The organism is Faecalicoccus sp. LCP19S3_E2, from assembly GCF_052121255.1.
Classification (GTDB): Bacteria; Bacillota_I; Bacilli_A; order Erysipelotrichales; family Erysipelotrichaceae; genus Faecalicoccus.
Genome location: NZ_JBQKEP010000006.1, coordinates 103199 through 119126, shown reverse-complemented (window position 1 = coordinate 119126; position 15928 = coordinate 103199). Strand labels below are relative to the sequence as shown.

At 36.2% G+C, this 15928-nt stretch carries 11 protein-coding genes; all 11 read left to right on the top strand.

Annotated features, from left to right (window positions below; translation table 11 throughout):
- Positions 1–49: 49 nt before the first annotated feature.
- The 11 genes from ACTQX6_RS07415 (at position 50) to ACTQX6_RS07365 (ending at position 15928) form a co-directional block, all read left to right on the top strand.
- The gene (locus tag ACTQX6_RS07415; protein ID WP_117446613.1) at positions 50–853 is read left to right on the top strand and encodes a mannose/fructose/sorbose family PTS transporter subunit IIC; all 804 of its coding nucleotides are present in this window, start codon (positions 50–52) and stop codon (positions 851–853) included.
- A gap of 174 nt (positions 854–1027) precedes the next feature.
- Complete coding sequence (gene purD / locus ACTQX6_RS07410; RefSeq protein ID WP_441657399.1) at positions 1028–2269, top strand: phosphoribosylamine--glycine ligase; 1242 nt, start codon at positions 1028–1030, stop codon at positions 2267–2269.
- On the top strand, positions 2262–3932 hold the full coding sequence (locus tag ACTQX6_RS07405; RefSeq protein WP_441657398.1) for a formate--tetrahydrofolate ligase: 1671 nt from the start codon (positions 2262–2264) through the stop codon (positions 3930–3932). Before purD ends, ACTQX6_RS07405 begins: the two co-directional genes overlap by 8 nt.
- Positions 3933–4204: 272 nt before the next feature.
- Entirely contained in the window at positions 4205–8878 is a 4674-nt protein-coding gene (locus ACTQX6_RS07400; RefSeq protein ID WP_441657397.1) for an InlB B-repeat-containing protein, read from the top strand.
- A 229-nt stretch (positions 8879–9107) separates the two neighbouring features.
- Complete coding sequence (locus ACTQX6_RS07395; RefSeq protein ID WP_272002454.1) at positions 9108–9971, top strand: PRD domain-containing protein; 864 nt, start codon at positions 9108–9110, stop codon at positions 9969–9971.
- A gap of 22 nt (positions 9972–9993) precedes the next feature.
- Positions 9994–11661 carry a PTS transporter subunit EIIC gene (locus tag ACTQX6_RS07390; RefSeq protein ID WP_441657396.1) on the top strand — a complete coding sequence of 556 codons (1668 nt, stop codon included), beginning with the start codon at positions 9994–9996 and terminating at the stop codon, positions 11659–11661.
- A 2-nt stretch (positions 11662–11663) separates the two neighbouring features.
- Positions 11664–13037, top strand: coding sequence for a CehA/McbA family metallohydrolase (locus tag ACTQX6_RS07385; RefSeq protein WP_441657395.1), 1374 nt, complete (start codon positions 11664–11666; stop codon positions 13035–13037).
- On the top strand, positions 13025–13675 hold the full coding sequence (locus tag ACTQX6_RS07380) for an MgtC/SapB family protein (RefSeq protein ID WP_441657394.1): 651 nt from the start codon (positions 13025–13027) through the stop codon (positions 13673–13675). Before ACTQX6_RS07385 ends, ACTQX6_RS07380 begins: the two co-directional genes overlap by 13 nt.
- 21 nt (positions 13676–13696) lie before the next feature.
- The gene (locus ACTQX6_RS07375; protein WP_272002466.1) at positions 13697–14662 is read left to right on the top strand and encodes an aldo/keto reductase; all 966 of its coding nucleotides are present in this window, start codon (positions 13697–13699) and stop codon (positions 14660–14662) included.
- The gene (locus tag ACTQX6_RS07370) at positions 14655–15443 is read left to right on the top strand and encodes a sugar phosphate isomerase/epimerase family protein (RefSeq protein ID WP_441657393.1); all 789 of its coding nucleotides are present in this window, start codon (positions 14655–14657) and stop codon (positions 15441–15443) included. The genes ACTQX6_RS07375 and ACTQX6_RS07370 overlap by 8 nt, the downstream gene beginning before the upstream one ends.
- Positions 15443–15928 (top strand): PTS sugar transporter subunit IIA, encoded by a 486-nt coding sequence (locus ACTQX6_RS07365; RefSeq protein ID WP_441657392.1) that lies wholly within the window; start codon positions 15443–15445, stop codon positions 15926–15928. The genes ACTQX6_RS07370 and ACTQX6_RS07365 overlap by 1 nt, the downstream gene beginning before the upstream one ends.

Below are 15928 nucleotides of genomic sequence, written 5' to 3'. Positions count from 1 at the left end.
GGAAGAATTGTTGTATAGTTAACTTAATTAGAAGATGGGAGTGCTTTTCATGTCTTTAGTAACTTGCCTGCTTATATTAGTTGTTGCCTTTTTGGCCGGTGTAGAAGGAATTTTAGATGAGTTTCAGTTTCATCAACCGTTAGTAGCATGTACCTTAGTTGGTTTGGTATCCGGATATTTAACAGAAGGCGTTTTGTTAGGGGGCTATTTGCAGATGATGGCTTTAGGATGGGCTAATGTTGGTGCGGCGGTTGCACCGGATGTAGCGTTAGCTTCTATTGCCTCCTCGATTTTGATGGTTCATGGATTACAGGGAAATCTTCCTGTAGATTTTGTGATTTCTGTATCAATTGCGATTGCCATTCCTTTATCGGTGATTGGTTTATTTTTGACAAAGTTTTGCAGGACAAAAGCAATCCAACTGGTACAAAAGATGGATCAAGCGGCATTGCAGGCAGATTTTAAAGCAATGGAAAGACAACAGCTATTAGGTATAGGTATGCAGGGAATGCGTGTAATGCTTCCGGCTTTGTTGCTGGTGTTGATTCCAAATGATTGGATCATTTCTTTGATTGCTGCCTGCCCGGTTGTTGTATTAAGAGGTTTGAGTGTTGCCAAAGGATTGATTCCAGCTTTAGGCTTTGCGATCGTCATTAATGTATTGGCTTCAAAAGAAACATGGGTTTTCTTTGCACTGGGATTTATTTTGGCGGGTATTTCATCACTTTCCCTGGTTGGTGTTTGTATCATTGGTGCTGCGATGATGTTGATTTATATGGCTTTGAAAAAAGGGACAGATCAAGGAACGAATTTTGATGTTGATGCATCAATCAGTGATTTGCTGGATCGATAGATCAGTGTGGGGTGTGATATGCACATCCTTTTTTTACGTTTTTTCAAATTTTCTTCAAAAAAGTTTGGATTTTAAGTTTCAAAGGCCTTTATATGCTAAAGACATCAAAAGAAAAGATAGTTAGAGCACAATGATTCATGTTAGAATGTAAAGGATGAAAAGGAGAACAGGTTCATGAAAATTCTAGTGATTGGAAAAGGTGGAAGAGAACATGCTTTGGCTTTGGCATGTTCTAAAAGCAAACTTTGTACACAATTGTATATGGCACCGGGAAATCCGGGCATGGCAAAAATTGGTACATGTGTGAATGTTTCGGATAGTGATGTAGATGGATTGGTGGCATTCGCCAAAGAAAAAGAGATTGATTTAACAATCGTTGGACCGGAGGCAACTTTGTCTTTGGGCGTTGTGGATGCGTTTCAAAAAGAAGGGTTGAAGATCTTTGGCCCGACAAAAGCCGCTACACAGGTAGAATCCAGCAAGGACTTTGCGAAAAAGATCATGGCTAAATACAACATTCCTACGGCGGCTTATGAAACCTTTGATGATTATGAAAAGGCAGTTGCCTATGTAAAAGAAAAGGGAGCGCCTATTGTTATTAAGGAAGATGGATTAAAAGCTGGAAAAGGTGTAACGGTTGCCTATACGTTAGAACAGGCATTGGAAGCTTTAAAGATTGCGTTTGACATTCCGGGCAATAAAGTGGTTGTGGAAGAATGCTTAGTCGGCTTTGAATTCTCTTTGATCTGCTTGGTGCATAATGATGTAGTCGTGCCATTACAGATTGCCCAGGATCATAAGTGTGTGGGTGATGGTGATACAGGGCCTAATACCGGTGGTATGGGATCGTATAGTCCGGTTAAAAAGATCACACCGGAAATCATTGAATATACGATGAATACTGTTATGATCCCTATGGCTAAGGCCATGATGCAGGAAGATGTTTCATTTACCGGTTTCTTGTATGGCGGTTTGATATTGACAAAGGATGGCGTCAAAGTCATCGAATTCAATGCTCGTTTTGGAGATCCAGAAGCCGAAGTCATTCTACCTCGACTGGAAAGTGATTTTGTACAAGCTATTCTGGATGTCATGGATGGAAAAAAGGTAGAATTGAAGTGGACCGATAAAGTCAGCCATGGTGTGGTTTTGGCCAGTACAAACTATCCGGCAAGTTCGACAAAGGGTGCCGTCATTGAAAATCTGGATGCGGTAGATGCCCTGGTTTATCATATGGGAACCAAAGAAGCGGACGGACACTTAGTAACAGATGGTGGACGTGTATTGATGATTACCACCTTGGAAGATACACTGGAAAAAGCTTATGAACATACATATAAAGAAGTAGAAAAGATTCAATGCAGTGATTTGTTTTATCGTCATGATATAGGAAAGAAGGATATGGAACATGAGTAAGTCAGATTTAGAGATTGCACAGGAATGTGTCTTAGAACCGATTGAAAAAGTAGCAGCTAAAATTGGTATTCCATCCGATTGTCTGGAACATTATGGAAAATATAAGGCAAAATTATCCTTTGATTTCATTAAAAATTTAGAAAAAAGAGAAATGGGGAAGCTGGTGCTTGTGACAGCAATCAACCCTACAAAAGCCGGAGAAGGAAAAAGTACGACAACCGTTGGTTTAGGGGATGCCTTAAATCAGATTGGTAAGAAGTCGATGATGGCTTTGCGTGAGCCAAGTCTTGGGCCTGTATTCGGTTTGAAAGGTGGCGCTGCCGGCGGTGGTTATGCCCAGGTTGTTCCAATGGAAGATATCAACCTTCATTTTACCGGGGATATGCATGCGATTACAACAGCCAATAACTTAGTTTGTGCCGTGATCGATAATCATATCCATCAGGGAAATGAATTGAACATCAATCCGGAAAAGATCACCTTTAAACGTTGTCTGGACATGAATGATCGTACCCTTCGTGATATCACGATTGGTCAGGGATCCAAAGCCAATGGAGTAGAGCGTAAAGATGGTTTCAACATTACAGTGGCCAGTGAAGTTATGGCGGCTTTGTGCTTGGCCAGTGATTTAATGGATCTAAAGAAACGCTTTGGTGAGATGTTGGTTGCCTATACGTATGAAGATAAACCGGTATATATCAAAGATTTAAAATGCGAAGGCGCCATGGCCATGGTTTTGAAAGATGCGATTCTTCCCAATATCGTACAGACATTAGAGCACAATCCGGTATTGATTCATGGAGGTCCATTTGCCAATATCGCGCATGGATGTAACTCCGTGATTGCCACGAAAGCTTGTTTACGACTGGCCGATTATACTGTAACCGAAGCAGGTTTCGGAGCCGATCTGGGTGCTGAAAAATTCTTGGATATCAAGTGTCGATTAGCCGATTTACATCCAAATGCTGTAGTCATTGTAGCTACGGTACGTGCTCTTAAACAACATGGCGGTGTTGCCTATGAAGACTTGAAAGAAGAAAATGTACAGGCGTTATTAAATGGTTGCCAAAATTTGGCCAAGCACATTGATACGATTCAGCAGTTTGGTTTACCTTATGTGGTTGCGATCAACCAATTTGTTTCGGATACCGACAAAGAAATTGAGGCATTGGAAAACTGGTGTAAGGAAAATGGATATCCGATGTCTTTGTCAACTGTTTGGGCTGATGGGGGAAAAGGTGCCATTGATTTAGCCAACAAAGTCGTTGAACTTTGTGAAAAAGAAAATACTTATGCACCACTGTACGATGTCAACAAATCTATCGAAGAAAAGATCATAACGATTGCCCAGAAAGTGTATGGAGCTGATGGGGTAGAATTTACCGAGGAAGCCAAAGCACAGATCGAAACCTTTAGTAAAAACGGATGGGATAAATTACCAATCTGTATGGCTAAAACACAGATGTCTTTAAGTGATGATGGATCTGTGATGGGAAGACCAACCGGATTTAAAATTACGGTTCGAGAACTCAGACCAAGCCTAGGGGCCGGCTTTATCGTTGCCTTGACCGGTAAAGTATTGACCATGCCAGGACTCCCAAAACATCCAAGTGCATTAGATATGGATATTGATAAAAACGGAAAGGTTACAGGTCTTTTCTAAAAAAAGTAAGTCAAGAGAGTGCAAGGAGAGCGTATATATCGTATGATATGCGCTCTTTTTATTTGTTTAAAGCATTAAAAGTGAAAAAAGAATTGTACCCCCCTAGATTATGTTAAAATATGTGTAAATGATGGTACATTCGTTGCCATAGCTTGTGCCACGTTAAAAAAGACCCTATAAATATAAGTGTATAACTTATTTTTTATTTAATAATCACATAATCTAGGGGGAGCGATCTCGATTTCATATATAAATAAAGAAAGGATGGTTTTATGCTAAAGCATGTAAGGCGAGGAGCTGCATTGATTTTATCCATGGCAATGTTTATACAGTTAGGCATAGGCAATAACTATATTACGTTTGCCAGTGAAGAATCACAGACTCCAGAACAAACCCAGGAAGAAAGTGGAACGACCACACCAGAAACGACTGGGGAAGTGCCGGAAGAATCCAGTGATGATTCAACAGGTACACAAGAAAGTACAGAGCCAACACCGGAAACAGGAAATAACGAAGGAACGGTTCCTGATAATGTGGCAGCAAGTACTTTAGTAGTGCAATTTGTGAATGAGGACAAGACAAACATTGATGTGAATCAATATCCGGATAGAGAAATTGCATTAACAGGGTTGTATGTGAATAATCCTTATCAATTGGAATTTAATGATCATCAGATCAATACAGAAATCGAAGGATATACACTTTCAAAGATTGTAGATGCCAATGATGCACAGAAAGAATATCCTTTAACAACAATGGAACAAGGATATGTTGATATTACTCTGTCACAAAATATAACTAAATTACAACTGGTTTATACAAAGAACCCGGAACCAGTACAACAACCGGATAATAGTCAGACAGAAACAGTAAAAGAAGAAACTGAATCTGAAGAAGTTTCAATGCCAGAACAAGTTCTTTCTGCAGTAGCTAGCGATGGGGCAACAATTACAATCATGGCTCCAGAAGGATCTGTTCCTGAAAATTCTACAGTTGTTGCGGAACCAGTAGAAAATGATAGTGTTGCGCAAAGTATTGAAGATGCTCTTAATGAAGAGGACAAAACATTAAATGAATACAAAGCTTATGATATTACTATCCTAGATAAAGATGGAAATGAAATTCAACCAGAAAAAGATGTACAAGTTTCCATTACAGGTGTAACAGTTTCAGGAGAAGAAAAAGCAGTATTTCATATTGATGATTCTAATAAAGTAGAAAAAGTTTCAGATACTAGTGTTGGACAAACGACTTTATTTAATGCGGAAAGTTTCTCGATATATGTAGTAGCTGGCTTAAATGAAGGTATTAGTGAAAGAACTATTTCAACCAGTACAAAAGAAATACGTGTAGGTGAAACTATTAGGCTAACAACAGATCAAGATTCAAGTCGATATGACCATAAATGGACTATTAGTGATGCATCAGCACCTATTAACAACCGAGTTGTCAGCCTTTCCAACGAAAGTAGAAATGGTGTAACTGTAACTGGTAAAACAGAGGGCGTTGTTACTGTTACACATGAATGGGGACGTAATTTCTTTGGATGGCGCAAAGAAGGTTCTGAAACAATAACAATTAGAGTAAGCGGCGTGGTCGAAGGGAACAATCAATCATATACAGTCTATGTTTATAGTTTAATTCCAGGGAAAGACATTGATTCTGGCGAAGCACCAGATTTAATTTGGAATGGAATGGGAAAAGAAACGGTCACAGGAGTACTGTCACCTGATAGTTATGCAAACGCATCGATTATACCATCAGGAACGTATACTTATACACCGCCTGCAACTTATCCAAATATTGAGGTAAATGGAAAAACTTATACATATGATCAAGAAGGAACAACAATTAACACATATTCCATTGAAATTATTAGATTGGTTACTGCTGGAGGAGCAAATCCAGGAAATAATGGATATAACGACAGTGTAGAAGAGAATATTCCTACGTTTCATTTAGATACAAGAATTGTCTTACATGATGAAGAAAGAATGCAGGTAGGTTTCCATATTAAAGCACCTGGACAAAATGAATTTGTTGTAGACGAAGAAACAAACAGATATTATGATGTTGGAACATCAGAATCTGATATTACAAAACCTGAGGTTGAAGAAAACGTCACACTAGCTGATGGAACACAATGGAAATTCGATGGATGGTACAAGAATGAAGACTGTACAATACCTGCAAATTTTGACGGAACACTAACTCAAAATCAAGACTACTATGGAAAATATGTTCAAGTAGGAGAATATAAGGTACAGTACAATGATAGGAACGAACTTTACAATTTTGGAGATGGTACAGAAAATCCTGAAATAGTAAATATTAATGATGGTTATGTAGTTAAAGGCAGTGATGCTATACATGATCAAAGTAATAAACATATTCTTGTCGGTTGGATTACAGAAGATGGATTAAAAAAATTTGGGTTTGGTAATGGAAATATAGTAATCAATAAAAAGGCTCTTTATGATCAGGTTTTAGAATCAAGTCATTTTAGAGCATTTGGAGAGACCTATAAAGACAATGTCAAAAATGGGAAAACTATTAATCTTTATGCTATATGGGCACTGGAAAGCATTGTTCAAGCTAAAATAACTGTTGTATATCATGGAAATGGAAATACAGGTGGTAGTGCTCCTACAGATAATCAAACATATTATGCAGACCAGATTGTTACTTTAAAGGGAAAAGCTGATCTTGAGAAAACTGGATATACCTTTAAAGGATGGTCATTACTAGAAAATGGAGAAGTCATTGATGGAAATACAATTGATTTGTCCAAAATACAGTCAATACAAGAAGGCGCACAAATATTAAATCTCTATGCACAGTGGACACCGGCCGAAGGTACAGCATATAAGGTAGAACACTATAAAGTCAATGCGGAAGGCACAAGTGCCACATTGTTCGACACCGAAAATCTGACGGGAACTACGGAACAATCAGTGAGCGCAACACCGCAAACGATTAACGGTTATACCTATAAGGCTGATTTTGATCAGAACGGTATGAAGACCGTAGCTAGTGGCACGATCGTTGGTGATGGAAGTCTTGTCTTGAAACTGTACTATACACCAAATGATGATCAACTGAAGTATGATGCCAATGGTGGAGAAGGAACAATGGAACCGACCGAAGGCAAAGTCGATCAGGAAGTTACAGTAGCCGAGAACACATTCACAAGAAAAGGTTACAATTTCGCAGGTTGGAAGACAGCTGACGGAACGAACTATGATGAAGGATCGACCTATAAGTTGACAGCGAACGATGATATTCTCTGTGCACAGTGGACACGTGATTTATCAACTGTCACTGTCACACCATACGAGGGTGCTTATGATGGTAAAGGTCATAATGTAACGGTTAATGGTACTATTGATGGTGACCAGGTAGAATATTCTATTGATGGTACGAACTATACTGATAACTTATCATTTGTTGATGTAACAGATGGTGAACAGAAAGTTTATATTCGTGTAACAAATGGAGATCAAAGTACAGTTGCAGAAAGCTATGTATTAATTACACCAGCTCCTGTTACTGTTAAGAGTGGTTCTGCTAAGAAGGTTTATGACGGAACTCCATTAACAAATACCAAAGACACTACAATTACTGGTTTAGTAAATGGAGAAAAGGTCACATTAACAACTACAGGAACTATTACTAATGTTGGTTCAGTTTCAAATACAGTAACTGTAGATTGGGGTAATGTAAAAGAAACTAACTATACTGTGGATTATAATCTTGGTACATTGACGGTAAAAGCTCAAAGTATCGATCCTAGTGATCCATCCTATTTAAATGTAAAAGTTAATAAACCTGAAAATAAGGTTTATGATGGTAAGGATCATAAATGGATTCCAGAAGTTACATTAGAAGATGGTACTCCATTAGTTGAAGGTACAGATTATACAGTTACTTACAGCACTGAAAACTTTAAAGATGTTCAGAAAATTAAAGTAACAATTGAAGGTACTGGAAACTATAGTGGAACAGTAACACGTAAATACAGAATCACACGTAAACCAATCACTGTTACTACAGACAGTGCAATCAAGGTTTATGATGGTAATGCATTAACTGCTGATGGACGTGTTGAAGGTATCGTTGATGGTGAAACGTATGGATTTGTAATTACGGGTACACAAACCGAAGTTGGTTCATCTAAAAATACATACAAGATTGAATGGACAGGTTCAGCTAAAGAAGGTAATTACAAGATTGATGAAGATTTAGGTACATTAACTGTTGTTCCACAATCTATTGATCCAGAGGATCCAACAAAACCGGAAGATCCTGATCAACCAGTTTATGCAGGTATTACAGTAAATAAACCAGAAAACAAAGTTTATGATGGTCAAGAACATAAATGGACACCAACTGTAACTTTATCAAATGGAACTGTATTAGATCCTGAAAACTATGAAGTTTCTTATGATACAGAAGACTTTGTAAATGTTACTGGTAAGATTACTGTTACGATTACTGGTACTGGAAATTATGCAGGTACAGTAACGCGTGAATACCAGATCACACCACGTGCTATAACAATCACTTCTGCTGATGATACTAAAGTTTATGATGGCACTCCATTAACAAATGGAAATGTATCAGTAACTCAAGGAAGCCTTGTATCTGAAGAAGATATCACATTCAAGGCAACTGGATCACAAACAGAAGTAGGAAGCAGCGCTAATACGATTGAAGTGACTTATGCCAATGAGCAGATGGAAAAGAACTATGAAGTTATATTGGATGAAGGAACTTTAACAGTAACCGAGAAACCAGCTGGTTCAGATTCTGATGAAGATTCTGAAAGTACAGATGGTGAAGATACCGCAACATCTACAAACGTAGGTATCTTCGCATCACTGGCTACTAGTGCTTTAGCTGGACTGGGAATCTTAGCTGCATTAAAGAAAAGAAGAAAAGACTAATCACTTCTTTGAATGAGGATGAGAGCTAAATGCTTTCATCCTTTTTTATAAGGTGATTATGAATAAATGTAAAATTAAGTCATTAAATTATTGAATATTGTAAGCGCTTGTGCTATTTTATGTATGTAGACATGTTACTAGTTCGACTAGGCATTAGCTCAATGAAGACATTGGGCTTTTTTTATTTCTTGGTAATATGTGTTGACTACCTATTCAGAAAGGAGAATATATGAAATGCAAAGATTTTATAGTTCTTAAAGCTTTGAACCATAATGCTCTATTATGTGAAGCTGTGCAAACAAAAAAACAATATGTCTTTTTTGGAAAAGGAATTGGGTTTAAAAAAGGAGAAGGTGATGAATTTAAATATACAGATAATGTAAAAGAATCTTTGTTAGTTTTATCTTCAGAAGAATCGCTTCAATATAATCATTTAATTAATATGGTGGATAATAAAAAACTTGTAGATTTAGTACAAGATTTAGTCTATGAGGCTAATAAATTCTTTGATGGAAAAGTAAATGCTAAATTGAATCTTACTTTGTTAGATCATTTGAATTTTGCGTTAGAAAGACAAAAAAATAAGATTGTTATGAATTATCCATTTTTAAATGAACTGCAATTTATATATCCTAAAGAATATAAATTTTCGCTAAAAGCATTTAATTATTTAAATGACCAATTAAAGGGAACAGCATATTTCGAAGATGCTGAATTAGGTTTTCTTGTGTTGCATATTCATGCAGCTATAACAGATACTAAAGTTTCTAAGGTGTTATTAAATAATGAGATTTTATATGAAGCTACTAAAATCATAGAAGATTCTGTAGATGATCATATTGATAGAAAATCTATTTATTATGCACGTTTCACCAAACATTTAGAATATGCGATTCAACGATATAAGAATGGAATACAACTACAAAATATTCTTTTAGATAACATTAAAGACACATGTAAAACAGAGTATGAAATTGCACACAGAATCAATTCATTATTGAAAAGGAGATATAGAATTGATCTAGATGAAAATGAAATAGGCTATCTTACTCTACACATTTATTATTTAAGAAATAGAAAAAACCAATATTGAACAAATAATATTGGAGGAAATTATGAAGGAAAAATTACAACAGTTTGGGAAAGCAATGCTTGTACCGATTAGTTTGATTGCTTTGTCTGGATTGTTTTTAGGCCTTGGTGGTGCTCTGACAACAGAGCTAACGATGACATCTCTTGGAGTAAATTGGGATTGGTATTCAACTTCTTTCCTATTTGACTTTTTCTCGGTTATTAAAGGATTAGGAAGCGTTATCATTGGCAACCTTGGGCCATTATATGCTGTAGGTTGTGCGTTTTCATTATCGCGAAAAGAAAAAGGATGGGCAGCATTTTCAGCACTAATTTGTTATTTTGCAATGCTAAATACTATGCAGATTTTGTTAAATGCCCAAGGGATGGCTGCTAATAATACCAGTGTTGACGCACTGACAGCTTCCGGATTGACAGCTATTGAAGCAAGTAAAATTGCAGGCTTATACACAACCAATCTTGGCTTTTTCTGTTATAACAGTGGAGTGTTTGGAGGTATTGTTGTAGGGTGCTTAGTTGCTTGGATAACATCTAAATTTTATAATACAAAATTACCGACTGTATTATCTTTCTTTGCGGGTACACGAACTGTACCAATTATTTCATTAGTATCAGGTGGAGTTTTAGGAATTCTGTTCTTTTATATTTGGCCAACCATCGGAGGATTCTTTACGAATATAGCTGGATTTGTTTCAGAATCTGGTTTAGTAGGGACATTTGTATACCGATTTATAGATGAATGCTTAGTTCCTTTTGGTATGCATCCTATTCTATCAACACCTATGAGATGGACTGAATTAGGTGGAGTTTCTATGGTTGATGGAGTTAGGGTTGTCGGAAATTCAGCTATCCAATTGGCACAACTTGCTAGTCCAGAACCTGGCAAGCTTCTAGTACGTGCCTTTATGGGAGGAGCAGGAATCATTAATTTTGCGTTATATCCTGGCGAGGCATTAGCAATGTACCATTGTGCGAAGAAAGAAAATAAAAAGAAAGTGGCAGGCTTACTAATTCCTACTATTGTTTCGACAACTTGTTTCGGAGTTACTGAACCAATTCTGTTTACATTCTTGTTTACTGCTCCATGGTTATATTTCTGTGTTCATGCACCTTTAGCAGCTCTGGGAGAAGTCGCTTGTGAATTTTTCAAAATTTCAATTTTTCAAGGAAATATTAAAGACTGGATTCCTTGCTTCTTGCGTCCAGAAAAAATTTATATTTTACCATATTTATGGTTAATGCCAATTTTCTTTATTGCTGCATACGTACTATTTAGGTTTTTTATTCTCAAATTTAATGTTCCTACCCCAGGTAGAGAAGATGATGTCGATGAAGAAGATATTCATTTGATTTCAAAAGATGAATACAACCAAAAAATAGCTGAAAAGAAGGCGCAGGATTCTATTAATCTTGAAGGCAATGCTGATAATGGAGATAGTGAAGATATTCAGTTGGCGAAGGGTATTGTCCAAGCGTTAGGTGGAAAATCAAATATTTTAGATGTTGATAACTGTATTTCACGATTACGGATAGTAGTTAAAAATGGAAGTTTGGTAGCTCCTGATGATGTTTTCAAAAAGCAATTAAAAGCTCTGGGGGTTGTACATATGGGAGAAAAAGCAATTCAAATTATCTATGGCCCAGCTGTCGCAGGTGTAGCAGCTGATGTTCATGACGTTTTGGGAATATAAATATGGAAATAGAAGGATTTTTTACTAATGATAGAACACAAGTTATCCATCATACATTTCCTGTATTTCAAAAAAAATCTATTCATATTGAGATTTTAGAAGGTGTTTTTGAACACATTTTAATTATCGTAAAGGATCCATCTCATAAAATTCGCGCGGTTTTGACATTTAAGTCAAGAATTAAGTCTAATGTTATAACTGCTGGGGAACGAGAAAGTTCAAATAGCACTGTACCAGGCATACTTGAAAATGGTATATGGAGTTTAGATATTGTAAGAACTTACCAAGTTTCAGGAGATTATAAAATCGCCATAAATTTTGATATGGGGACTTATTCATCTGAATCTTTTAATCCAATGGCACAGAAAATGGAAATTATAAAAGACCGGAGAATAGGATGGTTTAAAGGGGATCTACATATGCATAGCTATTATACAGATGGACGAGCGTCATTTGAAGAAATAGATAAAGCATGTAAATCTCAAAATCTTGATTTTATTGCAGTGACCGACCATTCAATATTCACAACTAAGTACTTAGAATGCTCATATTTGGTCATCCCGGGGACTGAAATCACCTGGGATGATTCAGGGCATTACAATTGTTGGGGACTAAATCAATTTATAGATTATGGATATTATTTAAACAAAGGGAAAGACTTTGATTCATCTCTAGACTTAATGTTTAGTGATCTATCATCAAAAGACTTAATTTTAAGTCAAAATCATCCATTTCCGTTTGGATGGTCATTAAACCATAACTTTAATTTATCAAATATAGACACTATTGAAGTAATAAATGCACCTCATTTATTTCCAGGAGAGGTAGACAATAAAAAAGCAATTTGTTTATTTGATTACTTATGGCAGAATCATATTTTGCTATATGCGGTAGGAGGAAGTGATGCTCATAAGAAAAATTACTTCGACGAATATCCTATTGGAATCCCAACTACAAAAGTGTATTGCGAAGGTCTTTCTATTCGGAATCTACTAAATGGGATTAAAAGAGGTAACAGTTTTATTGAATGTAATATGGACTTTGAAATTAATTATAAAACTGGAAAAAAATTTAAAGATACTGTCTTGCCGGGAGATCTCATTTCAGGTGAAGTTTTGATTCAAGCGAGAGCCAAACAAAAAGTAACATGGAGAATCATAAAAAATGGAAAAATTTTCCTGTCAAAAGAATCAAAATTTATTTCTGAAAAGATTGTTGTTAAAAAAGACGAATACTATAGATTACAGGCAGATGTAGAAGATGAAATAGTTTTATTTGTAAACCCAATACATAATATTGAGCATTCAAATAAGAATGTAATGTTTCAGGACATCTTAAAACAATTTTATAAGGTGGTGGACAGTTGGCATACATAACAAGTTTTCAAGTTGAATTATTATCCAGAGTGGTTTTGGCTGCTGTCTGTGGGGCTTGTATTGGATACGAGCGAAGAAACCATTATAAGCCTGCGGGTGTAAAAACACATATGATTGTTGGTTTCTCATCTGCCTTAATAATGATAGTCTCAAAATATGGATTTGACGATTCCAATAATTTTGATGCAGCTCGGGTAGCTGCACAAGTGGTTTCGGGAATAGGTTTTATTGGAGCTGGTATTATTTTTAAAAAAGATATGAGCGTACAGGGACTGACAACAGCAGCTGGAATTTTAGGAACATCGGGGGTTGGTTTGTCTTTAGGATCTGGCATGTATACAATCGGGATTTTAGGCACAGCAATTTATATGATACTTTGTCAATTAGTACAGAATATTGATAAATTTCAAAATGGCATCCAAGACTCTTATAACTTATATTTCGATTCGAGTATCTCTATGAATGAGGCAATTAACTTTTGTAAAAATATAAAGATTGTTGCTTATTCTATAGCTCTTTTAGACAAAAATCAGGTTAGATTAGAAGTATCTCTGGTGTTTGACAATAAAAAGCAGGAACAATTTTGGGAAGAATACATAATGTCTTCAAGAAAAGTATATAAGATTGATAAATATTAAATCTGAAAGGAATAATTACATATGAAAAAAATCAAAATAAAAGGTTGGAAGAATGGAAAGCAGATTTGGATTGAGCCAAGCAATTTGTTTTTAGGATCCGCTGATTTTCTTCGTCCGGATAATATGGATCAAGTTCATGCGATGTATGATGAATTTTTAAAAAAAGGTGGTAATGCGATTGATACAGCAGAACATTATAGATGGGCTGAACCTGCAATCGGAAAGTGGATTGAGGAAACAGGTCGACGAGATGAATTAATTATCTTTACAAAGGGCTGCCATCCAAAAAGAGAAGCAAGGGATGTAAAACGTGTTAATGCCAAATGTATTCGAGAAGATATTGAGCATAGTTTGGAAACAATGCATGTAGATCATGTAGAATTATTTGCTTTACATCGCGACGATGAAAGTGTATCAGTGAAAGAAATCATGGATGAATTGAATCATCAAATTGAGATTGGACATATTTATGCTGCCGGTGTTTCTAACTGGAAATTAGATCGAATTAAGGAAGCGAATAATTATGCCAAAGAAAATGGGTTGCATCCTATAACATTTAATTCACCAAATCTGAGTTTGGCAAAACCTATGCATCCTCGTTGGCCGGGCTGCGTATCCGCAGATGAAGAAATGGTCAATTGGCACAAAGAAAATGATATTGCTTTACTTTCATGGTCTAGTCAAGCTGGGGGGTTCTTTTCCGGGCGTTTTACTCGAGATCATTGTGATGATGAGGAAATCCGTGATTGCTTCTATAATGATGAAAACTGGGAACGCTATGATAGATGTATTGAATTAGCCAATAAAAAACAAAAAAGTCCGATTCAGATAGCTTTAGCCTGGGTATTGAATCAACCATTTAATATTGCGGCTGTAATCGGGCCGGAAAAATTAGAAGAATTAGATAGTTCGATAGAAGGTAGTGAAATCATTCTTTCTCAGGATGAAGTTAAATATTTAAATTTAGAGGTGGATCATTATGAGTAAGCTGATTTGTCAGCTTTATGGATTTCGTAATGAAATAGCGAAAGATCCATATGATTGTTTTAAAAAGATACATGAAATAGGTTTTGACCAAGTACAGTTAGATGGAATGAGAGGACATTCCCCACAAGTGATTAAAGATGCTTTGGATAAAGCAGGATTAACTGTCAGCAGCATGCATATAAAACATCAAAGATTTATAAATGATGTGGATGGAATCATGGAAGAAGGAGATTTATTTCAATGTAAAGAAGTTTATTTGAAATACATTGAAGATGAATTTCAAGTGGAATATGGTTATAAGTTTACAAAATATGCTTTGATGAAAGCTGCGAAAGTTTTGATTGAACATGGATATGAAGTAGGCTTTCATTCTCCGGAGTATGATTTTAATACCGTAGTTGATGGAAAGAAAGTTATGGATTATATCTGTGAAGAAAATCAGGGAATTCAAATTCATCCCGAACCTGATACGTATTGGTTAGGTGTTGCAGGAGTTGATCCACTAGCTTACTGTAAACAGTATGCAGGTCGCATTTTAACATTGCACATGAAAGATATTGATACATCAAAAGACTTGATGGATATGCATGAAAACTTAAGAGAGTGTGGCAAAGGAAATGTTGACTTCCGCTCTTTAATGAAATGGGGCCTGGAAAACAATGTTCGATCATTTGCGATAGAGCAAGATTATTCCAAAATTGGAATGTACGAAAGTATGAAGCAATCCTATGAATATTTAAGGAAAATAGAAAAAGAATTAACAGCTGAGGCGGTGAGATAATGTTTTCTTTTTTAAAAAAAGAATCTGGGATTGAAGTTAAAGCACCTGTAAACGGAGAGATTTTTCCTATTGAATCAGTGAATGATCCTGTCTTTTCGGAAAAAATGATGGGAGATGGAATTGCTATAAAGTATGCAGGAGGCGATGTTGTAGCGCCTGTCACTGGTAAGATTACTTCTGTGATCTTACCAAGCTGTCATGCTTTTGGTATTCGTTGTGAAAATGGTTTAGATGTTTTGGTGCATGTTGGTTTAGATGTAGTAAAGCTTAAAGGAGAAGGTTTTCAGCTTTTAAAAAAGAAGGGTGAAATGGTTCATCAAGGAGAAGCCGTTATTAAAGTGGATTATGACCTGTTAAAAGATAAAGGATTGGATTTGATTACTCCTATTGTAATTACGAATTCTAATGAGTTTTTATTGAATCAAAAAGCACAGGGACAGGCTGAATCAGGTAGAACAAATTTGTTTGTTGCGCAGAAGAAATAG

What these genes read in the sequence shown, in the direction of transcription:
- ACTQX6_RS07415 (WP_117446613.1), top strand. Translation starts at nt 50, where the DNA reads ATGTCTTTAGTAACTTGCCTGCTTATATTAGTTGTTGCCTTTTTGGCC.
- purD (WP_441657399.1), top strand. Translation starts at nt 1,028, where the DNA reads ATGAAAATTCTAGTGATTGGAAAAGGTGGAAGAGAACATGCTTTGGCT.
- ACTQX6_RS07405 (WP_441657398.1), top strand. Translation starts at nt 2,262, where the DNA reads ATGAGTAAGTCAGATTTAGAGATTGCACAGGAATGTGTCTTAGAACCG.
- ACTQX6_RS07400 (WP_441657397.1), top strand. Translation starts at nt 4,205, where the DNA reads ATGCTAAAGCATGTAAGGCGAGGAGCTGCATTGATTTTATCCATGGCA.
- ACTQX6_RS07395 (WP_272002454.1), top strand. Translation starts at nt 9,108, where the DNA reads ATGAAATGCAAAGATTTTATAGTTCTTAAAGCTTTGAACCATAATGCT.
- ACTQX6_RS07390 (WP_441657396.1), top strand. Translation starts at nt 9,994, where the DNA reads ATGAAGGAAAAATTACAACAGTTTGGGAAAGCAATGCTTGTACCGATT.
- ACTQX6_RS07385 (WP_441657395.1), top strand. Translation starts at nt 11,664, where the DNA reads ATGGAAATAGAAGGATTTTTTACTAATGATAGAACACAAGTTATCCAT.
- ACTQX6_RS07375 (WP_272002466.1), top strand. Translation starts at nt 13,697, where the DNA reads ATGAAAAAAATCAAAATAAAAGGTTGGAAGAATGGAAAGCAGATTTGG.
- ACTQX6_RS07370 (WP_441657393.1), top strand. Translation starts at nt 14,655, where the DNA reads ATGAGTAAGCTGATTTGTCAGCTTTATGGATTTCGTAATGAAATAGCG.
- ACTQX6_RS07365 (WP_441657392.1), top strand. Translation starts at nt 15,443, where the DNA reads ATGTTTTCTTTTTTAAAAAAAGAATCTGGGATTGAAGTTAAAGCACCT.